Annotated in this window: 21 protein-coding genes and 1 tRNA gene; 13 read left to right on the top strand and 9 right to left on the bottom strand. The window is 63.3% G+C overall.

Going from position 1 to position 25,369, the window contains the following annotated elements:
- The first annotated feature begins 72 nt into the window (after positions 1–72).
- Positions 73–2,481, top strand: coding sequence for an RNA polymerase sigma factor RpoD (gene rpoD, locus F3J17_RS19160; RefSeq protein ID WP_167062028.1), 2,409 nt, complete (start codon positions 73–75; stop codon positions 2,479–2,481).
- A gap of 169 nt (positions 2,482–2,650) precedes the next feature.
- A tRNA-Ile gene (locus tag F3J17_RS19155) sits at positions 2,651–2,738 on the top strand.
- Positions 2,739–2,835: 97 nt separating this feature from the next.
- On the opposite strand, the gene F3J17_RS19150 is transcribed toward F3J17_RS19155, so the two are convergent.
- Positions 2,836–3,927, bottom strand: a complete 1,092-nt coding sequence (locus F3J17_RS19150; protein ID WP_167062026.1) for an AraC family transcriptional regulator — start codon at positions 3,925–3,927, stop codon at positions 2,836–2,838.
- A gap of 215 nt (positions 3,928–4,142) precedes the next feature.
- On the opposite strand from F3J17_RS19150, the gene F3J17_RS19145 reads away from it, so the two are divergent.
- The 9 genes from F3J17_RS19145 to cdd all read left to right on the top strand — a co-directional run bounded on the left by F3J17_RS19145 (position 4,143) and on the right by cdd (position 14,709).
- On the top strand, positions 4,143–5,477 hold the full coding sequence (locus tag F3J17_RS19145; RefSeq protein WP_167062023.1) for an APC family permease: 1,335 nt from the start codon (positions 4,143–4,145) through the stop codon (positions 5,475–5,477).
- 58 nt (positions 5,478–5,535) lie between these two features.
- The gene (locus tag F3J17_RS19140) at positions 5,536–6,924 is read left to right on the top strand and encodes an aspartate aminotransferase family protein (RefSeq protein WP_167062020.1); all 1,389 of its coding nucleotides are present in this window, start codon (positions 5,536–5,538) and stop codon (positions 6,922–6,924) included.
- Between the two features lie 14 nt (positions 6,925–6,938).
- Complete coding sequence (locus tag F3J17_RS19135; protein ID WP_167062017.1) at positions 6,939–8,363, top strand: aldehyde dehydrogenase family protein; 1,425 nt, start codon at positions 6,939–6,941, stop codon at positions 8,361–8,363.
- Between the two features lie 333 nt (positions 8,364–8,696).
- Entirely contained in the window at positions 8,697–9,584 is an 888-nt protein-coding gene (locus tag F3J17_RS19130) for a nucleoside-specific channel-forming protein Tsx (RefSeq protein ID WP_345891219.1), read from the top strand.
- A 42-nt stretch (positions 9,585–9,626) separates the two neighbouring features.
- Positions 9,627–10,901, top strand: a complete 1,275-nt coding sequence (locus F3J17_RS19125; protein WP_167062015.1) for a NupC/NupG family nucleoside CNT transporter — start codon at positions 9,627–9,629, stop codon at positions 10,899–10,901.
- A gap of 10 nt (positions 10,902–10,911) precedes the next feature.
- On the top strand, positions 10,912–11,697 hold the full coding sequence (gene deoC, locus F3J17_RS19120) for a deoxyribose-phosphate aldolase (RefSeq protein WP_167062012.1): 786 nt from the start codon (positions 10,912–10,914) through the stop codon (positions 11,695–11,697).
- Between the two features lie 25 nt (positions 11,698–11,722).
- Positions 11,723–13,042: a thymidine phosphorylase gene (gene deoA / locus F3J17_RS19115; protein WP_167062009.1), complete on the top strand. Its 1,320-nt coding sequence runs from the start codon at positions 11,723–11,725 to the stop codon at positions 13,040–13,042.
- A 15-nt stretch (positions 13,043–13,057) separates the two neighbouring features.
- Entirely contained in the window at positions 13,058–14,278 is a 1,221-nt protein-coding gene (locus F3J17_RS19110; RefSeq protein ID WP_167062006.1) for a phosphopentomutase, read from the top strand.
- A 29-nt stretch (positions 14,279–14,307) separates the two neighbouring features.
- Positions 14,308–14,709 carry a cytidine deaminase gene (gene cdd, locus F3J17_RS19105; protein WP_167062003.1) on the top strand — a complete coding sequence of 134 codons (402 nt, stop codon included), beginning with the start codon at positions 14,308–14,310 and terminating at the stop codon, positions 14,707–14,709.
- Between the two features lie 39 nt (positions 14,710–14,748).
- Here cdd and F3J17_RS19100 read toward each other — a convergent pair whose 3' ends face one another.
- The 4 genes from F3J17_RS19100 to F3J17_RS19085 form a co-directional block, all read right to left on the bottom strand.
- Positions 14,749–15,474: a DeoR/GlpR family DNA-binding transcription regulator gene (locus F3J17_RS19100; protein WP_167062000.1), complete on the bottom strand. Its 726-nt coding sequence runs from the start codon at positions 15,472–15,474 to the stop codon at positions 14,749–14,751.
- A gap of 162 nt (positions 15,475–15,636) precedes the next feature.
- Complete coding sequence (locus F3J17_RS19095; protein WP_167061997.1) at positions 15,637–16,893, bottom strand: Zn-dependent hydrolase; 1,257 nt, start codon at positions 16,891–16,893, stop codon at positions 15,637–15,639.
- Between the two features lie 35 nt (positions 16,894–16,928).
- Positions 16,929–18,092, bottom strand: a complete 1,164-nt coding sequence (locus tag F3J17_RS19090; protein ID WP_167061994.1) for a M20 aminoacylase family protein — start codon at positions 18,090–18,092, stop codon at positions 16,929–16,931.
- A 22-nt stretch (positions 18,093–18,114) separates the two neighbouring features.
- Positions 18,115–19,332 carry a diaminopropionate ammonia-lyase gene (locus F3J17_RS19085; RefSeq protein WP_167062317.1) on the bottom strand — a complete coding sequence of 406 codons (1,218 nt, stop codon included), beginning with the start codon at positions 19,330–19,332 and terminating at the stop codon, positions 18,115–18,117.
- Between the two features lie 164 nt (positions 19,333–19,496).
- On the opposite strand from F3J17_RS19085, the gene F3J17_RS19080 reads away from it, so the two are divergent.
- Positions 19,497–19,976, top strand: a complete 480-nt coding sequence (locus F3J17_RS19080; protein ID WP_167061980.1) for an Lrp/AsnC family transcriptional regulator — start codon at positions 19,497–19,499, stop codon at positions 19,974–19,976.
- A 57-nt stretch (positions 19,977–20,033) separates the two neighbouring features.
- On the top strand, positions 20,034–20,441 hold the full coding sequence (locus tag F3J17_RS19075; protein WP_167061979.1) for a VOC family protein: 408 nt from the start codon (positions 20,034–20,036) through the stop codon (positions 20,439–20,441).
- A 26-nt stretch (positions 20,442–20,467) separates the two neighbouring features.
- Here the strand turns inward: F3J17_RS19075 and F3J17_RS19070 are convergent, their stop codons facing one another.
- The 4 genes from F3J17_RS19070 to F3J17_RS19055 form a co-directional block, all read right to left on the bottom strand.
- Positions 20,468–21,466, bottom strand: a complete 999-nt coding sequence (locus tag F3J17_RS19070) for a zinc-dependent alcohol dehydrogenase family protein (protein WP_205194863.1) — start codon at positions 21,464–21,466, stop codon at positions 20,468–20,470.
- Positions 21,467–21,499: 33 nt separating this feature from the next.
- Positions 21,500–22,402 (bottom strand): LysR family transcriptional regulator, encoded by a 903-nt coding sequence (locus F3J17_RS19065; protein ID WP_167061976.1) that lies wholly within the window; start codon positions 22,400–22,402, stop codon positions 21,500–21,502.
- 85 nt (positions 22,403–22,487) lie between these two features.
- The gene (locus tag F3J17_RS19060; RefSeq protein WP_167061973.1) at positions 22,488–24,602 is read right to left on the bottom strand and encodes a pyridoxamine 5'-phosphate oxidase family protein; all 2,115 of its coding nucleotides are present in this window, start codon (positions 24,600–24,602) and stop codon (positions 22,488–22,490) included.
- 42 nt (positions 24,603–24,644) lie between these two features.
- On the bottom strand, positions 24,645–25,256 hold the full coding sequence (locus F3J17_RS19055; RefSeq protein ID WP_167061970.1) for a glutathione S-transferase: 612 nt from the start codon (positions 25,254–25,256) through the stop codon (positions 24,645–24,647).
- Positions 25,257–25,369 lie beyond the last annotated feature (113 nt).

The raw sequence follows: 25,369 nt of genomic DNA, 5'->3' as shown, positions 1-25,369 counted from the left end.
CGTATCACTCGGAGGTCATTTCGCCGGGTGATGCCGAAAGGTGTCCAGTTTCCAGCAAGGGGCGGAATGGCAATGGCAAAGACTACAGGCGGAAAGACGGCGGCAGGCGATAGCTCGACGGAGCAGACCGACAGGTCACAGGCCACGCATCCCTCTTCCGCCGGTTCCCGTCGCAACGCGGCAACCGCCAGTCATGAAGTTCCCGCAGTCCCGAAGAAAACCCGGACTGTTTCGGCCGCGCGAGCGGCGCCTGCGAAGGCGGCGAAAGCCGTCACGCATCCGGCAACGAAACGCTCCGGTGGTCCGAGTAGTGCAAGGCTAGCGCCTGCCGTTGCGGACGATGCGGCAGAGCGCGAGGCTCCAGTATCCACGGTTCAAGAGGCTGTTGTCCAACAGCCCCGAGTCGAGACTACAGCCGGTACGGCGAACTCCATGACGAAAAAGCTGAATGAAGTGTCCGTCGATGACGACGCAAACCAGAGCGAAGAAAGCACGCCCGCCGCGGGCAAGGGTGAGAAGACCACTCGTGCGCGCGACCGGCGAGCGAAAGAGAAGGCGCTGCTGAAAGACGCGTTCGCCTCCTCGCAGCCCGGGACCGTCGAGGAACTCGAAGAGCGGCGCAACAAGCTGCGCGCGCTCATCAAGCTTGGCAAGGAGCGCGGCTACCTCACCTACGCCGAAATCAACGATCACCTTCCGGACAACTTCACGGAAACCGAGGCGATCGAAGGCATCATCAGCACGTTCAACGACATGGGCGTCGCCGTCTACGAACAGGCGCCCGATGCTGAAACGCTGCTGCTCAACGACAACGCTCCCAACGCCTCTTCCGACGACGAAGTCGAAGAAGAAGCGGAAGTGGCGCTCTCCACCGTCGATTCCGAATTCGGCCGCACGACCGACCCGGTGCGCATGTACATGCGTGAAATGGGCACGGTCGAACTCCTCACGCGCGAAGGCGAAATCGAAATCGCCAAGCGTATCGAAGACGGCCTCATGCACATGGTCATGGCCATTTCGGCCTGCCCGACCACCATCGCCGATATTCTCGCCATGGCCGAACGCGTCGCTAACGACGAGATTCGCGTGGATGAGCTCGTCGATGGCCTGATCGATCCCAACGCCGAAGATACCGATGGCTTCAACGCCAAGGAAGCGGAAGAGATCGAGAACGAGGACGAGAACGCCGAAGAGGAAGAAGAGGAAGAGGGCGAAGAAGAGGAAGACGACGGCACGGCGCAGGCGACGGCCAATGCGGCGCAGCTCGAAGCCCTCAAGCGCTCCGCGCTCGAAAAGTTCGCGCTCATCAGCGAATGGTTCGACAAGATGCGCCGTGCGTTCGAAAAGGAAGGCTACAAGTCGAAGGCCTACCTGAAGGCGCAGGAAACGATCCAGACCGAGCTGATGTCGATCCGCTTCACGGCGCGTACGGTGGAGCGTCTGTGCGACACGCTGCGCGCGCAGGTGGACGAAGTGCGCCAGGTCGAGCGTCAGATCCTGCACACGGTGGTCGACAAGTGCGGCATGCCGCGCTCGGAATTCATCACGCGCTTCCCGGGCAACGAAACCGATCTCGATTGGGCCGACAAGGTCGTCGCGGAAAGCCATTCGTACAGCGCGATTCTCTCGCGTAACGTGCCGGCGATCCGCGAACAGCAGCAACGTCTGCTCGATCTGCAGGCGCGCGTGGTGCTGCCGCTCAAAGACCTCAAGGAAACCAACCGCCAGATGGCGGCCGGCGAACTGAAGGCGCGTCAGGCCAAGCGCGAAATGACCGAGGCCAATCTGCGTCTCGTGATTTCGATTGCGAAGAAGTACACCAACCGCGGCCTGCAGTTCCTCGACCTGATCCAGGAAGGCAACATCGGCCTGATGAAGGCGGTGGACAAGTTCGAATATCGTCGCGGCTACAAGTTCTCGACCTACGCGACGTGGTGGATCCGTCAGGCCATCACGCGCTCGATCGCGGACCAGGCGCGCACGATCCGGATTCCGGTTCACATGATCGAGACGATCAACAAGATGAACCGTATTTCGCGGCAGATCCTGCAGGAAACCGGTCTTGAGCCGGATCCGGCAACGCTGGCCGAAAAGATGGAAATGCCGGAGGACAAGATCCGCAAGATCATGAAGATCGCGAAGGAGCCGATCTCCATGGAAACGCCGATCGGCGACGACGACGATTCGCATCTGGGCGACTTCATCGAGGACAACAACACGGTGGCGCCCGCCGATGCCGCGTTGCACGCTTCGATGCGCGACGTGGTGAAGGATGTGCTCGATTCGCTCACGCCGCGCGAGGCCAAGGTGCTGCGTATGCGCTTCGGTATCGAGATGAGCACCGATCACACGCTGGAAGAAGTGGGCAAGCAGTTCGACGTGACGCGCGAGCGGATTCGCCAGATCGAAGCGAAGGCGCTTCGCAAGCTGCGTCACCCGAGCCGTTCGGACAAGCTCAAGTCTTTCCTCGAAGGCAATTGATCGCGTTTGCGTGCGCTTTGCCCGAGGCAGAACGCATCCAGCGCAAGTAAAAGCGTGTGATGGATGGCCAGGCTGGCCCAGTTTCGTGTAGTATGTCGGCCTGCCGTCGGAAAGCCCGGCTCTGTTCAGACCGGGCTTTTTTGTTGGCAAACTCTCGCTTTAACTCCGTGGGCTGGACGCCGTGTTGGTTGCAGGCAGTGGACTCATAATCCACCGGAGAAATCCCATCGTGGGTTCGAACCCCACCCGGCCCACCAGATTCTCCTTTTCAAGTCACTGGATGTTGTTCCGTCCGGTTTCCTTGTTGCCTCAACTGCTTCGTACACCGAAATATCGATCCGCGCCTGACGCGCCTCAATCTTCCCCCTCATTGCCCCGCGGCGCCCTCCCGGTCCATCTGCGGAACGCATGCCGAAAACTGCGTGGCTCGCTATACCCCAGCCGTTCCGCGATCGCTGCGACCGTGAGCGCGTCATCATCGAGTAACTGGATTGCCGCGTGATGACGCACCTCGTCCAGCAGTGCCTGAAACGACAATCCGTCCTTCTCCAGCCGCCTGCGTAGCGTGCGTTCCGTCATATGCAGCGCGCTGGCCAGCGCCGTCATCGACTTGAAGCGCGCCAGATCGCGGCTCATCAGTTCTTTCGCGCGATCGGCGAAACGCGTGCCGATCGAAGCGGCCCATTCACGCTCAAGCACTTCGCATTGGCGATGTAGCGCATTGAAACTCACTTCGTTTGCGAGACGCGGCGTTTCCATGCCGCTCACCGCCGTAAAGACGAGCGCATCCTGGCCTGCATTGAAGCGCACACGACAGCCGTAGTGCTGCGCGTACTCAGCGGCGTAACGCGGCGTTCGGCGCGCCAGATTGACCTCCGACGGCCAGACCGGCCGGCCGACCAGATCGGAGACGATCAGGCGCAGGCTCGCCAGGCACATATCGGCCTGATAGGTCTCGATATCGGGCTCGCCGTTATAACGGCCTATCGACACCGTCATGCCGCTCGACGTCGCACGCGCACGCACGTCGAAGTAGAGGCCCATGAACAGCGGAAACTGGCTCATGCAACTGAACGCCTGCATCACGGACCCGCTAATCAGCATGGCGTAGCCAGCAAGACCGAGCGTCGAAACATGCAGGCGGCCGCCAATCGCCAGTCCAATCGACGGACTGTCGCTATGGAGAAGAAGGTTGTGAAAGCAACGTTGTTCCTGGTTGCGATTGACATGAATCGTGGGCGAAGCGACTTCGCGGGCGTCGAGCCCGGTGCCTTCGAGCAGCGCGGCATCGTCGATATGGCGCACGCGGCATTCGTCCAGCGCGGCGGCGATTGCATGGACGGTCGCCGGAATGTCCTCCTGGCGTCCGATTGGATCCTCCAGGCCAAGAGACGATCGCAAACGGCGCTCGGCCGTGCTCTGGCTATGGCGGGATTCGTCTTTCATGAGCGTGCACCTGCATGTGGCATGCAGCAAACATAGCGGGAATGCGCGCTGCCCGCCAGTGCATGACCGCATAAAGGCGCATCGCAGCTGAGGTTCTCCGGGTGCGTCGTCATCGGTGTGTCCGAATATATCCCCTTATTACGTCCTCTTTTCTCATTCGTGGTCGACTTTTTGTCGTACCACACTCTTTCCTGAGCAATGACAGGAGACGAGCCGTGCAAGAAGAGGTTGGACATGCAACAAGCAATACGCGAACGCGTCGGCTGGGACTGTTCACGCTGGTGATTTTCGGCGTCGCCTATATGCTGCCGATGACGGTTTTCACCACCTACGGCCTCGTCAGCAGTCAGACGAACGGCCACCTCGCCGCCGCTTACGCGGTCACATTGATCGCCATGCTGTTCACGGCGTGCAGCTACGGCCATATGGCGCGACTCATGCCGAGCGCCGGTTCGGCCTACACGTTTGCGACGCGCAATTTCGGCACATCGGCGGGTTTTATGGTCGGCTGGTCGCTGCTGCTCGACTACCTCTTCATTCCGATGATCAGCTATCTGGTGATTGGCGTGTATATGAAGCAGGTCTTTCCAGCCGTGCCCGCAACCCTATGGGTGGTGGCGAGCATCGCGCTCGTCACGGGTCTGAACGTGTTTGGCATCAAACTCGTCAGCCGTGTGAATCTCATTCTGATCGCCAGCCAGATGGTGTTCATCGCCGTGTTTCTGTTCGCTGCGTCGCGGCTTGCAGTCGCGCACGACATGCCGGTGTCGTTCGCGCTCCCGCACGCTGATAGCGCCAGTGCGATTTTCGCGGGGTCGGCCATTCTGTGCCTCTCGTTTCTGGGCTTCGACGCCGTGTCGACGCTCGCCGAAGAAACACGCGATCCGCGTCGCACAGTGCCGCGCGCGATTCTGCTCTGCACGCTGGCAAGCGGCGTGCTGTTCTTCCTGGTGGCGTTCGTCGGGCAGGTGGTTTATCCGGACTGGCACACCTTCAAGGACCTCGATTCCGCGAGCCTCGAACTCATGCAGCGCGTGGGCGGCAATACCTTGTCTGCATTCTTCGTGGCGGTGTATGTCGCTGGCTGTTTCGCGAGTGCGATGGCCGGACAGGCGAGCGTGACGCGCGTGCTGTTCGCGATGGGCCGCGATCAGGTATTGCCAGAGCGCGTCTTCGGGCATGTGCATGCACGGCTGGGCACGCCGGTGCGTGCGACGCTCGTGGTCGGTGCGCTGTCGTTCTCCGCGCTGTTCATCACGCTCGACCTGGCGTCCACGATGATCAGTTTCGGCGCGCTCGTCGCCTTCGCCGGGGTGAATCTGTGTGTGATGCGCAGTTACCTCACGCGGCGAGAAAACCGTCATTTTGCAGGCTGGATCAAGTTCGGCGCGATGCCCGCGATTGGCTTCGCGATGAATGTGTGGCTCTGGTCTGGGCTGTCGCGACAGACGTTCTATGTGGGCGTCGGCTGGCTCGTGGTAGGGCTGTGTCAGCTCGTATGGCTCACGCGCGGCTTCACGCGCCCAGCGCCGACGCTCACGATCAGTTGAGCCGCAATCGAATATTCAAACAATGACGTTGTTGAACTTATGAAGAAGGAGCATGGCTATGAGCGGTAAGGACACCCAACGGGATCTGCAGGAAATGGGCAAGCGGCATCTGCTGATGCACTTTACGCATGCCGATGCCTACGGCGACAAGGACTTGACGGTATTCGACCGCGGCGAGGGTTGCTGGCTCATCGACCAGAACGGCAAGCGCTATTTCGATGCGCTGGCTGGCCTGTACTGCGTGCAGGTGGGCTACAGTCACGGCGCCGAAATTGGCGATGCCGTGCGCGAGCAGATGGTGCGTCTGCCATTCGCGACCAACTGGGGCAATGGGCACGAAAGCTCGATCCGTCTCGCGCACAAGCTCGCAACGCTCGCGCCGGAAGGGCTGAACCGCGTGTTCTTCACGTCGAGTGGTTCGGAATCCAATGAATCGGCGATCAAACTCGTGCGCCAGTATCATCAGGCCCGCGGCGAACCGCAGCGTCGCAAGTTCATTGCGCGCCGCGTGGCGTATCACGGCACCTCGTTCGGCGCGCTCGCGCTGAATGGCATGACAAACTTCCGCAAGCACTTCGAACCGCTGATGGCGGGCGTACGCCACGTCAACAACACGAAGCGCTATGGCCGGCCGGCGGACGAGACCGAAGCGCAGTTCACGCGCTTCCTGCTGGACGAGATCGAATCGCTGATCGTCCAGGAAGGGCCGGATACGGTCGCCGCCATCGTGGTCGAACCGCTGCAGAATGCGGGTGGCAGTCTCACGCCGCCGGCTGGCTACGCGGCGGGGCTGCGCGAAATCTGCGATCGTCATGGCGTGCTGCTCGTCGCCGATGAAGTGATTTGCGGCTTCGGTCGCCTCGGCGAATACTTCGGTTCGCGCCGCTATGGGCTGAAGCCCGATGTGCTCACGTTCGCGAAGGGCATCGCCTCGGGTTATGTGCCGCTGGGCGGCGTGATCGCAAGCGATGCGGTCGTCGACACCGTGCTCAAGGGGCCGCAGCAGATGTTTCTGCATGGCGCGACCTATGGCGGCCATCCGGTGGCGTGTACGGCGGCGCTTGCGAATCTCGCCATCATCGAACGCGAAGGCGTGATCGGCAACGTGCGCGAAAACGAGCGTCACTTCCGCGCCTCGCTCGACGCGCTGCTCGAACTGCCCTGCGTGGGCGATGTGCGCGGCGATGGTTACCACTACTCGCTCGAACTCGTTTCCGACAAGGAAGCGCGTCGCTGGACGGCGACCATGAGCGCGCAGACCTTCGTCTCGACGGTGCTGGCTCCGGCGCTCTTCGAAGCCGGGCTGCTGTGCCGCGCGGGTGTCGATCACGAAGGCACGCCCATCGTGCAGTTCTCGCCGCCGCTCGTGATGTCGCGCGATGAAATCACGTGGTTCGTCGCTCAGATTCGCGACATTCTCGCCGCTGCCTACGCGCGCGCTGTGTAAGGGAGGAGCGAACAATGCGCATGTCGCGACAGAGTTTTATCGCCGGAGAATGGTTCGATCCAGACCGCGCACAGGCGATCGATGTCATCGATCCGTCCAATGAACGTCCCTATGCACAACTGAAGATTGGCACGGAAGTCGATGTTGATCGCGCTGTGCGTGCAGCGAAGCAGGCGTTCGACACATTTTCGCGCTGGAGCGTCGGGCAGCGCGTATCGCTGCTGGAGCGCGTGCTTGAAATCTACCAGCGTCGCTACGAAGAAGTCGCGCAGACCATCAGCCAGGAAATGGGCGCGCCCATTGCGTTTGCGCGCGCGATGCAAGCTGCCGTGGGCACCGCACATCTGGAACAGACGATCCGTGCATTGAAGACGTTTCAGTTCAGTCGGCAGACCGATTCAATGCTGGTTTCGCACGAGCCCATCGGCGTATGCGCGCTGATCACGCCGTGGAACTGGCCGATCAACCAGATCGTCTGCAAGGTCGCGCCCGCGCTGGCGGCGGGTTGCACGATGGTGCTCAAGCCCAGCGAGGTTGCGCCGTTCAGCGGCATCCTGTTCGCCGAGATCCTCGACGAAGCGGGTGTGCCGCCCGGCGTGTTCAATCTCGTGCATGGCTATGGGCATGTGGTGGGCGACGCGCTTTCGCGGCATCCCGATGTCGATATGGTGTCGTTCACGGGCTCGACGCGCGCGGGTATCGAAGTCGCGAAAGCCGCCGCCGATACCGTCAAGCGCGTGCATCAGGAACTGGGCAGCAAGAGCCCCAACCTCATCCTGCCCGATGCCGATATCGAACGCGCTGTGACGCTTGGTGCGCGCAGTTGCTTCAGCAATAGCGGGCAGTCCTGCAACGCGCCCACGCGCATGCTCGTGCACGCGGACCATCTGGCGATTGCGGAGCAAGCCGCTCGCGCCGAAGCGCAGCGCACGGTGGTTGGCGATCCGCGTGCGGTCGAGACCGGTATCGGGCCGGTCGTCAGCCGTGTGCAATACGATCGCATCCAGCATCTGATCGGGCAGGGCATCGAGGAGGGCGCGACGCTCGTCGCGGGCGGCCTGGGAAGGCCTGAAGGGTTGCGCGAAGGCTTCTATGTTCAGCCGACGGTGTTCTCGAACGTGCAGCCGCATATGACGATCGCCCGCGAGGAAATCTTCGGGCCCGTGCTGTCGATCATGGCCTATCGAACCGAAGAGGAAGCGATTGCGCTCGCTAACGATTCGGTCTATGGGTTGGCGGGCTATGTGCAGTCGAAGGATCTGGAGCATGCGCGTCGCGTGGCGGCGCGGCTGCGGGTCGGCAACGTCCATATCAACTATCCGGCGTGGAATCCGGCGGCGCCGTTTGGTGGTTTCAAGCGTTCCGGCAATGGCCGTGAATATGCGGAATTCGGTCTTGTCGAATATCTGGAAATCAAGGGCACGACGGGTTATGCCTGAACGCCGCGCTCGGCGCTGACGACGCGTCGATCTCTCATCGCATGTTCTCCATTAAAGGCCCGGTCAACCTGGGCCTTTTGTCTGCGCCACCTCAACCCTTCTCAAACTCCTCTGGGTTTTCCCTGACTCTCTTGAGACACGCATTTTTGATAATGTTATAAACATAACAAATCGTGTTCCGATGATCTCATTTGCATGAGATATTCAAGACAGATAAGGAAGCAGACCGTGGACCCAAGGAGGAGACCGTGGCGCACAGCTCCGGAGACATCGCCATGTCGTACCCATCGATTCGGCCCGATCGCCGTATCGGCGCTTGCGCTTGCATTGAGCGTGGCTCACGCGCGCGCCGACACACTGGCCGAAACCGGCGGCACGCCGCCTGAACTCAATACGCCTGTCGCGACAGGCGCTGCGGCCGCGCAGCCCGCGCCGCGCTATCTCTCGGACTGGCTGCACCAGAGCCTTGGCGTGATCGGTTCGAAGGACATCCGCTTTGGCCCGTACACCACCAACGACGTGTACCTGGAGTACGAATACTTCGGCCGCAAAGGGCCATTCGATCTCTACGGCTACGTCGACGTGCCGCGCGCCTTCGGCGTAGGCAACGGCTACGACACGGGCATCACCAACAAGGGCTCGCCGCTTTTCTCGGAGCAGGAGCCGCGCGTCTCCATCGACGATCTGCTGGGCAAGCATCTGGGCTTCGGGCCGTTCAAGGAGTGGTACGCCGCCTTCGACTGGATCTATGACCAGGGGCATAACGTCTCGGGCCGCCAGAACACCCTCTATATGGGCCTTGGCACCGATATCGCCACGCCGCTGCCGGTTTATCTATCCGCGAATCTCTACGTGCGCCGCCAGTGGGAAAACTACGGCGCGGCCAATGCGAATAGCTGGGACGGCTATCGCGCGCAGATGAAACTCGCGTATCCGATCGGCACTTACAAAGGCGGCAATCTCACCTTCGTGAGCTTCTTCAACTACGACTTCGGCTCGCGCCTGGCCGAAGAAACCGGCGGCAACACGCGCAGCGATACCGCATTCGTCTCGACCAACGTGTTGATCTACGAGTTCAAACACTGGCGCTTCTGGACCGCGGCGCGCTATTTCCACAACGGCGGACAGTGGAATGGCAGCACGCTGAATTTTGGCAGTGGACCCTTCCAGAACCGCTCGACCGGCTGGGGCTATTACGCCAGCGTCGGGTATCGGTTCTGAAGCACGTTCTCACGCAAAGCCCTCATTCCTCAAGGATTCGATATGGATATCCTGCGCAGTCTATGCGGCATTCTGGTGCTGCTGGTGTTTGGCTACTGTCTGTCGATGAACCGCAGCGCCGTGCGTGCGCGCACGGTATTGGCCGCGCTCGCGGCGCAGATCGTGATCGGCGCGCTCGTGCTGTTTGTGCCGATGGGCCGTCACGTGCTGGCGCTGGTCGCCACGGCCGTGAACGGCGTGCTCGAAATGGGCCAGCACGGGCTGACCTTTCTGTTCGGCGGGCTGGTCGGCGACAAGATGTTTGCGCTGTTCGGCGCGGATGGTTTCGCTTTCGGCCTGCGCGTGCTGCCGATGATCATCTTTGTCACATCGCTGATCGCCGTGCTGTACTACCTTGGCGTGATGAAGTGGATCATCGCGATTATCGGCACGGCGGTGTCGAAACTGCTGGGCGTGAGCCGCGCAGAAGGCTGCTCGGCCGTGGCGACGATTTTCCTCGGCCAGAGCGAGATGCCCGCGTTCGTGAAGCCGTTCGTGCGCCGTCTGTCCGGCCCGGAGATTTTCGCGGTCATGTCGAGCGGCATGGCGTCCGTGGCGGGGTCGGTGCTGGCCGGTTATGCGGGGCTCGGCGTGAAGATGGAGTATCTGCTTGCGGCATCGTTTATGGCGATTCCCGGCGGTCTGCTGTTCGGCAAGATGCTGTGCCCCTCGGTGGAAGCGACCGAGGTCGATATTGGCGCGCTTGAATTCGACGAGAAGCGCGCCACCAGCGTGATCGAGGCGGGCGCTTCGGGCGCGAGCGTGGGCATGAAGATCGCCGTGAACGTCGGCACCATGCTGGTGGCTTTTATCGGCCTGATCGCGCTGCTCAATGCGGGCGTCGGCGTGGTGGCAGGCTGGTTGGGTTTTGCGCATGTCACGCTGCAATCTTTGCTTGGCGCGCTGTTTGCACCGCTCGCGTGGATGATCGGCGTGCCGTGGCAGGATTCGGTGGTGGCCGGCAATTTCATCGGCCAGAAGCTGATTCTCAATGAGTTTGTGGCGTACAGCGGGCTGTCGCCGTATCTGCAGGACAGCGCGCACGTCGTGGCGGCGGGGCTGCCGTTGCTCACGCCCAAGACCGTCGCGATTGTCTCGTTCGCGCTGTGCGGTTTTGCCAATTTTTCGTCGATCGCGATCCTGACGGGCGGCTTCACCGCGGTCGCGCCGGAGTTGCGCGGCGAAGTCGCGCGCTTCGGCATGCGCGCGCTTGCCGCGGCAACGCTCTCGAACCTGATGAGCGCGACCATCGCCGGACTGTTTTTCTCTCTTTCCTGACGGGCTTTTCATGGACCAGGCACTGACACGCAACCAGCTCGCCGAGCGCGCATTGCAGGCGTTGCATCTCATCGATCTCACCTCGCTCAACGACGACGACACCGACGCGTCCATCGAGGCGCTGGCCGCATCGGCGGATACGCCGGTGGGCACGCCGGCCGCGCTGTGCGTGTTTCCGCGTTTCGTGGGCACGGCGCGCGCGGCGCTGACGGCCAAAGGCCTCGCGCTGCCGATCGCAACGGTGACGAATTTCCCCGCGGGCGCAGCCGATCCGCACGCAGCGGCGCGCGAAACCGCCGATGCCGTCGTGCTGGGCGCCGATGAAATCGACGTGGTGTTCCCGTACCGCGCGCTGCTCGCGGGCGACGCGCAGGTGGGCCGCGAACTGGTCGCGCAATGCCGCGTGGCGGCGGGCGACAAGTGCCTCAAGGTGATCCTGGAAACCGGCGAGCTGCGCGATGCAGCGCTGATCCGTCGCGCCAGTGAAATCGCCATCGAAGCGGGCGCGGACTTCATCAAGACCTCGACCGGCAAGGTGCCGGTGAACGCCACGCTCGACGCGGCAGCGGCCATGCTCGCGGCGATCCGCGAAGCGGGGCGCACGGTGGGATTCAAGGCGGCGGGCGGCGTGCGCACCGCGCAGGAAGCGGCCGCCTATCTCGCGCTGGCGGAGCGCGAACTGGGCGTCGGCTATACGGTACCGGCGAAGTTCCGCTTTGGCGCGTCGGGGCTGCTCGGCAGCCTGCTCGCGACGCTCGGCCACGGCAAGGACGCGAAACGTCAATCGGCCTATTAAACGCCCATCATTCGGAGAACCAATCATGTTTCTGCCCCAGGAATTCGTGCGCAAGGTGCGCGATCGCCAGCCGCTCGACAAGCAGGAAATCGCGCAATTCGTCGAAGGCGTGACGAGCGGTCATGTGACCGAAGGCCAGATCGCCGCCTTCGCAATGGCGGTCTATTTCAACGAATTGCCGATCGACGCGCGCGTGGCGCTCACGCTCGCGCAGCGCGATTCCGGCGACGTGCTCGACTGGCGTGCACTCAATCTGAACGGCCCGGTCGTCGATAAACACTCGACTGGCGGCGTCGGCGATCTGACTTCGCTGCTGCTCGGGCCGATGGTGGCCGCCTGCGGCGGCTATGTGCCGATGATCTCGGGGCGCGGTCTCGGCCATACGGGCGGCACGCTCGACAAGTTCGAATCGATTCCAGGCTACAACGTCGCGCCGGATACGGACACGTTCCGCCGCGTGGTGAAGGAAGTGGGCGTGGCGATCATCGGCCAGACCGCGCGCCTCGCGCCCGCTGACAAGCGCATCTACGCGGTGCGCGACGTGACGGCCACGGTCGAATCGGTGTCGATGATCACCGCGTCGATTCTCTCGAAGAAGCTCTCGGCGGGACTCGACGGCCTGGCGATGGACGTCAAGGTGGGCTCGGGCGCGTTCATGCCGACCTACGAAAAATCGGTCGAACTGGCGCGCAGTATCGTCGATGTCGGCAACGGCGCGGGCATGAAGACCACGGCCACGCTGACCGACATGAGCCAGTCGCTCGCGCCCTGTGCAGGCAACGCGCTGGAAGTGGCCTGCGCGATCGACTATCTGACCGGCAAATCGCGCCCGCAGCGACTGCATGACGTGACGATGGCGCTGGCGGCGCAGATGCTCATCATCGGCAAGCTCGCGAAAGACGAGGCCGATGCGCACGCTCGCCTGCTGGCGGTGCTGGAATCGGGCGCGGCGGCGGAGCGTTTTGCGCGCATGGTGAAAGCGCTGGGCGGCCCGGCGGATCTGCTGGAGCGTCCGCACACGCATCTGGCGCGCGCCAACGTGATCGTGCCGGTGCCCGCGCCTCGCGCCGGCGCGGTGGCGCGCGTGGATGCGCGTGCGCTCGGCATCGCCGTGGTGGGACTGGGCGGCGGGCGCATGAAAACGACCGATACGCTCGATTATTCGGTGGGTTTGTCGGCGCTGATCGAATTGGGCGAGCGCGTGGAAGAGGGCCAGCCGCTCGGCGTCGTGCACGCGCGCGATGAGGACGCCGCAAAGCGCGCCGTGAGCGAAGTGCAGCGCGCCTATTCGCTTGGCGATGCGGCGGGCGAGTTGCCGCCGACGATTCACGCCTTGCTCGATTGAGCGCGGGAGACCTGCATGCGCGCAATCGTACTGGTGCTGGACTCGCTAGGCATAGGCGCGGCGCCCGACGCCGCGCGCTTCAACGACACGGGATCGAACACATTCGGTCATATCGCGCAGCGCTGCGCGCAAGGCGAATGCGAGACCGCCGAACGCAGCGGCCCGCTCAAGGTGCCGAATCTTGAGCGCCACGGCCTCGCGCTCGCCAGCCAGCTGGCGACGGGCACGCTGCCCGAAGGCATGACGGCGCAGCCCGCGTTGCTGGGCGCGTATGGCGCGGCCTGCGAGGTCTCGTCGGGCAAGGACACGCCTTCCGGGCACTGGGAACTGGCGGGCGTGCCGGTGCGTTTCGACTGGGGCTATTTCTCTCAGCCCACGCAGACGTTCCCGCGCGAACTGCTCGACACGCTCGTGCGCCGCGCGGGCCTGCCGGGTTACCTTGGCGATTGCCACGCGTCGGGCACGGAAATCATCACCGCGCTGGGCGAAGAGCACATCGCAACGGGCAAGCCGATCTTCTACACCTCCGCTGATTCGGTGTTCCAGATCGCCTGCCATGAAGCGACGTTCGGGCTGGAGCGGCTGTACGCGCTGTGCGAAATCGCGCGCGAGGAAGTGGACCGCTACAACATCTGCCGCGTGATTGCGCGACCGTTCACCGGCGCGAGCCGCGCCGACTTCAAACGCACCGGCAATCGCCGCGATCTGGCCGTGCCGCCGCCCGCGCCGACCGTGCTCGAAAAGCTCGCGAAAGCGGGCGGCGAAGTGATCGCCATCGGCAAGATTTCGGACATTTACGCGGGCGTGGGCGTGACGCAAAAGATCAAGGCCGATGGCCTTGACGCCTTGTGGCGCGCCACGCTCGACGCCGTGCGCGAAGCGCCCGTAGGGAGCCTAGTGATGACGAATCTCGTCGACTTCGACCAGCTTTATGGGCATCGCCGCAATGTGGCCGGTTACGCGACGGAACTGGAGCGCTTTGACGCGCTGCTGCCGCAGCTTTATCCGCTCATGCGTGAAGACGACGTGCTGATTCTCACCGCCGATCACGGCTGCGACCCCACCTGGCCCGGTTCCGATCACACGCGCGAACACGTGCCGCTGCTGGCATATGGGGCGCGCGTGGCGCCCGGCAGCCTGGGCGTGCGCAGCTCGTTCGCGGATCTCGGCCAGAGTCTCGCCAACTGGTATGGACTGGAACCGTTCGCTGACGGCGTCGCGTTCCTGAATCGATAAACGAAAAGGACAACGATAAGGACAAGGACATGGAAGCACAGACACTGATCGACGCCGCCAAAGCGGCCCGCGAAAAAGCCTACGCGCCGTATTCGCGCTTCAAGGTAGGCGCCGCGCTGCGCACGAAGGACGGCAAGGTCTTTCACGGCTGTAATGTGGAAAACGCCTCGTATGGCCTGTGCAATTGCGCGGAACGCACGGCCTTGTTTTCGGCCATCGCTGCGGGCTATCGGCCGGGTGACTTTGCCACGATGGCGGTAGTTGCGGAAACCGATGGGCCGGTCGCGCCGTGTGGCGCATGCCGTCAGGTGATGATCGAACTGGGCACGCCCGCGCTGGAAGTGATCCTCGTGAATCTCAAGGGCGATGTGCGCGTGACGAGCGCCGACGCCTTGCTGCCCGAAGCGTTTTATCTGAATCCGCAGGAATAAGGCTTGGAAGCTATGCGGTGGCGCGAGCGTGCCGCCGCTTCAAACCGCGCGCTCGCGCAGCGTCTGGCCGTTTTCGGTGATGATCGAATCGAATTCGCCGATCTGCGAGAAACGCGCCGCCTTCACCACGCCGAACTTGCTGCTGTCGATCACCAGATGCCGTTCCACGGCGCTTTGCATCGCCGCCTGCTTGATGGCCACTTCGTGAAAATTCCAGCAGGTCACGCCGCGCGTTTCATCCACGCCGCCCGCCGAAATAAAGGCTTTGTTGATGCCCATGCGGCGCAGGATATCGAGCGTTTCGTCAGCGGAAAACGAATCGGACGCGGGAACATAGAGGCCGCCTAGCAGCATCATCCGGACATTGGGCTTGCGGCGCAGGATCTCCGCGACATTCAGCGAATAACACACGACGGTCACATGAAGATCGGCGGGAATCAGACGCGCGAGCGTGGTGAGCGTCGTGCCGCAATCGACGAAGAGGGTATCGTTATCGTCGATCAGTTTCGCTGCAATGGCAGAGGCTTCGGCCTTGGCCTGCGCGAAATGATCCTTTTCCTGCTCCAGCGAATAGCCCGCGCCGTTCTGCACGTCGGTCGCGCTGACGATATAGCCGCGCAGATAGGTGAATTGGTCGCTGGCGGCGATATCGCGGCGTACCGTCATTTCCGATACGCCCAGCAGCGCGGCTGCATCGCGCAGATGCACGACCTTGTGTTGAGCGATGGCGTCGGCGAGTGCGGAAAGACGTTCAGATTTCAGCATGGAAGTCCTGAGGGACTGAATGCGGCGCGAAGCGCGTTTTATGGCATGTGGATGAGAGGATTATAACAAGAGGAGGCGCGCCGATTGGCCGCCTTTGTGCAATAACGCACATCAGCAGCCGATATGGCGGATTCGTGGGAAGAATTCGATAAGGATGGCGAATCAGTTCACGGAGAGCCGCCGCAACACCACATCGAGCAGCACCCGCGCGCCGTCGATCAACTGCTCATCGTCGGTATGTTCGCGTGGGTTGTGGCTGATGCCGCCACGGCTCGGTACGAAAATCATCGCGGCAGGCGCAATGCGCGCAATCATCTGCGCATCGTGACCGGCACCGGACGTCATACGCCGATGCGAAAACCCCAGCGCTTGCGCCGACGCCTCAATCGTCGCGGCAATGCCCGCATCGAACACCACCGGCTCGAAACGCACCAGACGCTCGGCGCTGACCGAAACCCCTTCTTTCTCCGCAATCTGATCGAGGAACGCGGCGAGCTTTTGCTCCGCATCCTGCAGCCGCTGTTCATCGGGATCGCGCAAATCCACGGTAAAAACCGCCTTGCGCGGAATCACGTTGATGACGTTCGGCTCGATACGCAGCATGCCCGTTGTCGCGAGCGTCGTGCCTGACGTCACGGCAAGCTCGCGCAGGAACGCGATGGTGGCGGCGGCCACCCAGCCTGCGTCATGGCGTAGATGCGTGGGTGTGGTGCCCGCGTGATTCGCGTTGCCCTGCACCGTGATCTGCTGCCAGGAAATGCCCTGAAGGTTTTCGACCACGCCAATCTGGATCTGCTCGGCTTCGAGTATCGGCCCTTGCTCGATATGCAGTTCGACGTATTCGTGCGGCACGATCGCGCCTGGCTCCAGATCGCCCGCATAGCCAATGCGCGCCAGCTCGTCGCCCAGCCGCGTGCCGTCGATACCCACGGTCGCAAGCGCCGTTTCCACATCGAGACCGCCTGCGTACACCAGTGATCCCATCATATCCGGCTGATAACGCACGCCTTCCTCATTGGTGAACGCGCCGATGGTAATCGAGCGGCGCGGCTTCACGCCGGCTTCGCGGAACGCGCGCGCCACTGCAAGCCCGGCCAGCACGCCATAGCAGCCGTCGAGCGCGCCCGCATTCTTCACGGTGTCGATATGCGAACCCATCATCAGCGGCTGGTGCGTGCCGTCGCCATTGTCAGCTTCGGCGCGCAGCGTGCCGAACAGATTGCCAATGCGGTCGACGCGCACGTCGAGATCGAGTTCGCGCATCCACGCCGCCACCTGATCGCGGCCCGCGCGTTCGGCGTCGGTCAGCGCGATGCGGGTGCGTCCGCCCGCTTCATGATCCGCGCCGATTTCGCCCAGTTGCTGGAGTTGCTGGATCAGGCGCGCGCCGTTGATATGCAAGGTCGTATCGGTATTCATCTGCTGTCTATCGTAGGTGGAGGGGCGTAGGCGGCTCAACTGCGCGGCAGTGCGAGCCGTACGATTTCCGCGAAGTAACGCGCGCCGGTTTCCAGAATGTCGTCGTTGAAATCGTAGGTGGCGTTGTGCAGCGGCACGCCGCCGTGCGCATTGGTTTCGCCATTGCCGATAAAGATGAAATTGCCGGGCACGGCCTGCAAAAACGCGCCAAAGTCCTCGGAGATCATCATCGGCTGAACGTTTGCATCGACAGCGGTTGCGCCTGCAACGTTCTGTGCCGCCTTCACGGCGAGATCGACATACTCTGGTGAATTGACCGTAGGCGCAAATTCATGCGTATATTCGAAGTGACATTCCGCGCCATGCATGCGGCAAATGCCTTCGCTGATCTCGCGCATGCGCGTTTCCAGCAACGTCTGGACGTCCTTCGCATAGCTGCGCGTGTCGCCCTTGATCGTGACGTTGGAGGGAATGACGTTGCGGATGCCGTCCGTGATGAACTCCGTGCACGAGATCACGGCCTGCAGACCTGGATCAAGATTGCGCGACACAATGGTCTGCAGCGCAAGCACGATCTGCGAGGCGATCACAATCGGATCGATCCCCATATGCGGTCGCGCGGCGTGCGTACCGCGCGCCTTGATATGGATAACGAAGTTATCTTCGCTGGCCATGATGCCGCCCGCGCGCGTGGCGAACGTGCCCGCGCGCATGCCCGGCATATTGTGTGCGCCGAAGATCGCATCCACGGGAAAGCGTTCGAACAGGCCGTCGGCCATCATCGCCTTGGCGCCGCGTCCGTGTTCTTCGGCGGGCTGGAAGATGAAACGCACCGTGCCGTCGAAGTCGCGCCGCTCGGCCAGCAGGCGCGCCGCGCCGAGGATCATCGACATATGGCCGTCGTGCCCGCAGGCGTGCATCTTGCCCGCGTTGAGCGAGGCGTGCGCGCGGCCCGGTGCGTGTTCGGCGATATTGAGCGCATCCATATCGGCGCGCAGGCCGATGACGCGCGGGCTGCTGCCCACGCGCAGCGTCGCCACCAGCCCGGTGCCGCCGATGCCGCGCGCCACTTCCAGCCCCAGCGTCGTGAGGATGTTCGCAACAAAGGCGGAAGTATCGACTTCCTCGAAGCCCGTTTCGGGCCGCTGATGCAGGTGATGACGCCAGCTTTTGAGTTGGCCTTGCAGCGTGCTTTCCATGAGCGTGTCCTTGTTCTGGGCGTTACGGTGCAACTACGGCGAGGCGTTCGTCGCGGCGCGCGGCCACTGCTTCGGCGGCTTCGCCCACGAGTGTTGCGTAGACGCCGGGCGCAGTCGCGCCTTCGGTGCTGATGACCAGCACGCGTGATTGCGCGTTCAGACCGGCGGCGCGAGCGAGTTCCGCATCGCCTATGAGTTTTGCGAGCCCGGCGAAACCTGCTGCGCCTGATTCGCCGGAAACCAGCGGCACGTCGCCGTTTTCGCCTGCCGCTAATGTACGCATTGCAGCGACCGCGTCGTCGTCTTCGATCAGCATGAAATCGTCCACGCATGCCTCAAGAATCTGCCACGCGAGCGGCGAGGTTTCGCCGCACGCCAGTCCCGCCATCACCGAATCGACCGAGCCGGTCGCCTTTTCCGCGCGGCCCGCGAGTGCGCTTTGATAGAGGCAATCGGCCTGGCGCGGCTCGACCACGATAAAGCGCGGCCGCGCGTCGCCGTAAATCTCCCACAGATAGCTGGCAACACCCGCGGCGAGGCCGCCCACGCCACCTTGCAGAAAGACATGCGTGAAGGCGGTGTCGCGTGTCTGTTCGACGATTTCGGCTGCAATCGCGCCGTAGCCCTGCATCACGTCGCGCGGGATCGCTTCATAGCCTTCGTACGAGGTATCGGAGACCACGTGCCAGCCATTGTCGCGCGCAAGCTTCGCCGCGTGCTCGACCGATTCGTCGTAATTCCCCGCGATGCGCACGATGCGCGCGCCGTAGGCGGCGATGGCCTGCTCGCGCTCGACGCTCACGTTGGCGTGCAGCACGATCACGCACTCGCAGCCGATCGACTGCGCGGCGGCAGCGAGCGCCTTGCCGTGGTTGCCGTCGGTTGCGCTGATGACGGTGAGATGCGTGAGCATCTCGCGATAGCGGCCTTGAATCAGCGCCTGCGGATCGAGCGTGTGCTCGGGCCACAGGCGCAGAATAAGGCGCATCAGCGCGATCGGCGCGCCCAGCGCCTTGAAACTGCCCAGCGGCGAGCGGAACGATTCGTCCTTTACGCTCACCTGCGCGACGCCGAGTTGTGCCGCCGCGCCCGGCAGTTCGACGAGCGGAGTGGGCTGCGCGCTGATTGCCTCCCAATGCGAAAGCCACGCGCGGCTTTCATCGCCGGCGGCGACGTTGAGAATGCGCGCGAGCGCGTCGGGATACGGGGCGCGCAGCGCGCGGGGATTGGCAACGAACATCGCAGTCGACATGAAGCAGCACTCCTGGGCAGCAAGGCCCGATAAGGATGGGAGGCGCAGCACGCGCCCTCAGTGCTGAAATCATATTGCGCAGGTGCCGTGAAAAAATCGCATAATCGCGGGGTTTCCTGCAAAAAAATCTCGTTTCTCCAGAGGCCAGCGTTATGGCGACCGAACTCGACGCCTTCGATTGCAAACTTCTAATGGAGGTGCAGCGCGACGCCCAGACTCCGCAGAGCGAACTGGGCGCACGCGTGAATCTCTCGACAGCGGCTGTTAATCGACGGCTGCGTCGGCTTGCGGACGAGGGCGTGATCGACCGCTACGCGGCCATCGTTTCGCCCGAGAAGACCGGCCACCCGATTACGGTGGTGGCGAACGTGGAAGTGGAGAGCGAACAGATCGATCTGCTCGACGCGATGAAGCGCACATTCGCGCGCTGCCCGCAGGTCCAGCAGTGCTATTACGTGGCGGGAGAATGGGATTTCGTGCTGATTCTGGCCGTGCGCGACATGGACCAGTACACGGAACTCACGCGCCAGCTATTCTTCTCGAACAATAATGTGAAGCGCTTCAAGACGCTGGTGAGCATGAGCCGGGTGAAGGTCGGGCTGGAAGTGCCGCTCGTTTCTTCGGCAGAATGAATCGCCGCGTCTGAATTCCCTCGTTCCAGCACACGTCATGGCGAAAGGAGCCAGTTCATGAGCACGCAAACGCTGACCGCAGGCATTGATCACGTCGGACTCACCGCGAAGGATCTTGCGGCCACTAGCGCATTCTTTATCGACTGCCTGGGCTGGAAGAAGGTGGGCGAGCGGCCCGAATACCCGGCGATTTTCGTCTCGGACGGTCATGTGCTCGTGACGCTCTGGCAGCGCACCGACGCGGATAAGGGCGTCGATTTCGATCGCAAGGCCAATATCGGCTTGCATCACCTCGCGCTGCGCGCGGCCAGCGAAGCGGCGTTCGCCACGCTGTTCGAGCGTGTGTCGAACTGGCCTGGCGCGCGCGTGGAGTTTGGGCCGGAGCTGCTGGGCAAAGGCCCGAAACGGCACATGATGGTGTACGAGCCGGGCGGCATCCGCATCGAATTCGATCTCGCGGCCTAGCGCATTGCGCATTGCCCGGTGAGTTGCTAGACGTCGATATCGACAACGACCTTGCCCTCGGCCTGGCGTGTTTCCACCAGTGCATGCGCATCGTCGACATTCGCCAGCGTGAAGCGGCGCGCGTCGAGCGTGACATCGATCTTGCCCTGTTCGGCGAGCTTGCCGATCTCGCGCAGGATCTCGCCATGCGCGGCGCGGCCTTCGCCGGTTAGCAAGGGCAGCAGGGTGAACACGCCCGAATAGCTGGCCGCGCGGAATGACAGCGGCGCGAGCGCATGCGTGCCCCAGCCTAGCGCGCTGACCACGTGGCCGAAGCGCGCGACCGCATGAAACGCGCGGTCGAGGCTTTCGCCGCCCGCGGTGTCGTAGACCACGTCGAAGCCGCGTCCGTCCGTGTAGCGCGCAACGATATCTTTTATATCGACGGTCGCGCTATCAATACTTTGGATGCCGAATCGTTCTACATTCGCGCGACGCGCTGCGCCCGCCGTGGCGAATACCTGCGCGCCCAGCGCCTTCGCGAGCTGGATCGCGGCCTGGCCAACCGCGCCCGTGCCGCCCAATACGAGCACAGTCTGACCGGGCTGCACGCGTGCACGATCGACCAGTCCTTCCCATGCCGTGATGAACGCCAGCGGCAATGTAGCGGCTTCGCGCAGGCTCAGCGTCGAAGGCGCGGGCGCGAGCAGGCGCGCATCGACGGCCGCGGATTCCGCAAGTGAGCCTTGCACGCCGCCGACTCCGCCAGTCATGCCGTACACCTTGTCGCCCAATTGAAACGCCGTGACACCTTCGCCGACTTCCACGACTTCGCCCGCCGTGTCGATGCCGAGAATGGCCGGCAGCGGGTGTTGCGCGTGCCCGGCCGCGCCGCGCCGGATTTTGGTGTCGAGCGGATTCACCGCGCTTGCGTGAATGCGCACGAGGACTTCGCCTGCGGCGGCGCGAGGGCGTGGTACGTCGGTGAGCGCGAAGGGCGCATTGGGCGCGGCCAGCAGCGTGGCTTTCATGGTGTTGGACGACATGGCATCTCCGATGATGCAGTGTGAAGCGAGTGTCTAGGGATTGAGCGAGGCATTCGCGCGCAGACGCTCGATCGCCAGATCGAGAAACGCCCGCACCTTGCGGGTGGCGTGGCGGCCTTCGCGGTGCAGCACGTGAATTGGCAGCGGCTGCGGCTCGTAATCGGCCATCACGATCTGCAGGCGGCCGGCTTCGAGCTGCTGCGCGACCTGATAGGAGAGCGCCTGAGTGAGGCCGAAGCCGTCGGCAGCGGCGCTGATGGCGGAATCGTTGGTGGTGGTGGAAAGGCGCGCGCGCTTTTGTGCCGTCATGCGGGGCGCGCCCGCGCCAAAGCGCCATTCGGGCAGTGACGACGCGCCGCTCACCGTAATCAGCACATGGCCGTCGAGCTGGTCGGGGCGTGCGGGCACGCCGTGCTTTGCGAGGTAATCCGGCGAAGCGACCACCACGCGTCGCACGCTGCCCACGCGCACGGCTTGCATCGACGAATCGGCCAGTTCGCCGATCCGCACGCCCACGTCGATACCTTCGTCGATCAGATTCACCAGCCGGTCGAGAAACCAGCAGCGCACATCGGCATCGTCATAAGTGCGCAGATAGTCGAGCACGATGGGTGTAACGAAAATGCGCCCAAACAATACCGATGCGGTAATGCTCAGGAGTCCTCGCGGCACCTCCAGGCTTCCCGCGACGGCGTGATCGGCTTCTTCGATATCGCTGAGAATGCGCCGGCAGCTATCGGCATAGCCCGCGCCCGCCTCGGTCACGCGCACGATGCGCGTGGTGCGGGTCAAAAGTCGTACGCCCAGCGTGTCTTCGAGTTCGCTGACGATGCGCGTGATGACGGAAGGCGAGACTTTGAGCTTGCGCGCCGCGGCGGCGAAACCGCCGTTGTCCACTACCGAGAGGAAAGCGGTCATCGCCTGCAGACGGTCCATAGCGCGGGGTCCGCGCAAGGGCGGAACAAAGGTGACAGGTGCCCGCAGTATACAGTGGGGTAGCATCGTCGCGTGGTCCATGCGCTTACAGGTCGAGCACCAGCCTGGGTGTTGAGTCGTCGTCGCTTGCGGCGGGCACGGCGCAGCAGATCAGCGCCTCGTGTTCGCCTACGGCGGCGGCAGGCGGCTGATCCGGATAGGCGACCGCGCCTTCCAGAATGCGCGTGCGGCAAGTGCCGCAACTGCCGCTGCGGCAGCTGAATTCGGGCGCGAGGCCGTTTGCTTCGGCAAGGTCCAGCAGCGTGCCGCTCGCTTGAGGCGACCATTGCGCGTCTTTTGCGGCGCGCGCGAAACGCACCGGCACTTCGACGCTTGCAGCGGCGCGCGGAGGAGTGGCCGGTTGTACGCCGGGATCGGCCTGACGCTTGAGCGCGGCGGGACCGAACGCTTCGGCATGAATGCGTTGATCGGCGATATTCAGGCCGCGCAAGCCGTCGTAGATCGACTGCATGAAGCCGCCGGGGCCGCACAGGTAGAAGTCGTAATCGTTGAACGGCAAGACTTCGCCGAGCATGGCCATGTCGATGCGGCCCAGCGCCTGATAGTCGACGCCCGATAAGGCATCGGTCGAATCGCTCAGCACGTTGACGAGCGTGACCGCGCCGCCCGCCGCGCGCACGAGCGCCTGGAGTTCTTCGTCGAAGGCACGATCGGCTTTGTTGCGGGCCGCGTAGAGAAACCACGTCGGGCGAATGCGGCGGGTGCGCAATCCTTCGTAGACGAGATGGCGCAGCATGGCGAGCATCGGCGTGACGCCCACGCCAGCGGCAAGCAGCACGGCCGGTCTGGTTGCGCGCGCATCGATCGTGAATTCGCCCGCTGGCGCGCGTGCTTCGATACGATCGCCGACCTTCAGAGTGTCATGCAGATGGCGGGACACGCGGCCTTCGCGCTTCACGCTGATGCGGTATTGACCGTCCGATGGCGCAACCGAAAGCGTGTACGTGCGGATGGTGGGCTTCGCATCGCCGGGCAGCGTTACGCGGATCGGCAGATGTTGTCCGGCTTCGTGGCGAACGAGGCCCGCATCGTCGGCGGGTTGCAGATAGAACGAGCGGATCGTGCGGCTCTCGTCGGCGATGCGCGACACCTTGAATGGCCGCCATGCGTTGGCAAGCGCACCCGCCTTCATGCGTTCGGCGGTCTCGTTCCAGTCGCCCGTCAAGGCCGCGTTGGGCGACGCGCCATTGGCGCGCGAGGTCCAGCGCAGCGGCAGCGCACCGGCGCGATAGATCACGCGTTGGGGCGTGAAACGCCACAAGCGCTCCGCGCCCTGAAATGCGGCGATTTCCGGCGAGTCGAGCAACACTTCGGCAGTGCCCGTCAATTGCAGGAGATCGCCCGTGGCGTAATCGACGAACACCAGGCCCGCGCGCGGATTGACGAGAATATTGCCCAGCGTATTGAAGAACAGGTTGCCGGCGAAATCCGGGACCGTGAACACGCCTTGTGGGTCCACGCGCACGAAGCCAGCCTTGCCGCCGCGATGCGAAACATCCACCTGACGATGACCGTCATCGCGATCCACATAGGTAGCGACGAAAAACGAATCGGCGCGTTCGACGATGGCGCGCGCACGCGCATCGAGCCGGTCGCTCGCGACGGGTTCGATATCGCTGCGCAGATCGGGATCGCGCACGAACTTCGCGTCGCGCTGGAAGATGTATTGCGGGCAGTTGCCGTAGCTATGCTCGACCAGCAGATCGAAGCTCTCGCTGCCGTCCTGCGACGCGCGTTGCACGGTGCCATTGAGGCGGTTGCGTCGGCGAGTGGGCAATTCGATGCCGAGCAGCGCGATGGCCGCGCCGTCGTGCATGCCGGCATCAGCGGGATCGTCCGGGTCGTGATCGAGCGCCACGTGCAGATGTTTTGCGTCCGGCGCATGCAGAAAACCGGGCCGATGCGCGCGCACCGTGGCCCATACATCGCCGGCAGGATCGACTGCGCCCAACACCACGAACGGCAGTTGCGGATAGAACTGCCGATGTTGCTCGATCAGATGATCGCGCAGATTGCGCCGCCCCACCGCGTCCATCCGCTGCTCGACACCGGCGGCGCGTTGCATTGCCAGTTCTCCCGCATGCCACGGTGAGGGCGCAGTAACAGGGGAAGCAGCGGTAGAAGCGGTTGCGGTGTCCATGATCGGATGTCCTTCGGCGAGCGGCGACTGGGTGCGTCACTATCAGGCGCGCAAGCCCACGCGGCTTTGCGGGAACGGCACGAAACGCGGCAGGGCTTCGACACGCTTGAGCCACGCAGCGATGTGGCGGTACGCGCTGGTATCGACGTTGCCTTCGGGCGCGTTGGCGATATAGCTGTACAGCGCGACATCGGCGATGGTCGGATGCGCGGCCGCGATCCATTCGCGCTGCGCCAGTTCGGCGTCGATAACGGCCAGGCTCGCGTGGGCGCGGGCGATCACTTCATCGGCGTTGAACGTGGCGTTGAAGAGGGTATTGAGGCGCGCGGCGCATGCGCCATACGCGATCTGGCCCGCCGCGACCGAGAGCCAGCGCTGCACCTGCGCCGCGCCCAAAGGCGTTTCCGGCAGCCAGTCAGTGCGTTGGTACTTCTTCGCCAGATAGACGAGGATCGCGTTCGAATCGGCGATCACGATCTCGCCGTCTTCGAGCACCGGCACCTGGCCAAAACGGTTCAGCGCCAGAAAGGCAGGCGACTTGTGCTCGCCTGCAGGGAGATCGACCGGCACGAGTTCGTGCTCGACGCCGAGCAGCGCGAGAAACAGTTGCGCGCGATGCGCATGACCGGACAGCGGTGTGTAGTGCAGCTTCATGTGACGGCTTCCTCGACTGGGTTGAGAACACGGCATCGACCGTGATGAAAGCCAGTCTAGGCAAGTGCGTGCGGGAACAGAATCGGCCGCCGCGCGATTTCACTATTGCGCTA

It is taken from the genome of Burkholderia sp. Ax-1719 (genome assembly GCF_011753055.1).
Lineage (GTDB): Bacteria > Pseudomonadota > Gammaproteobacteria > Burkholderiales > Burkholderiaceae > Paraburkholderia.
This window is presented reverse-complemented; position numbering and strand designations above follow the sequence as displayed.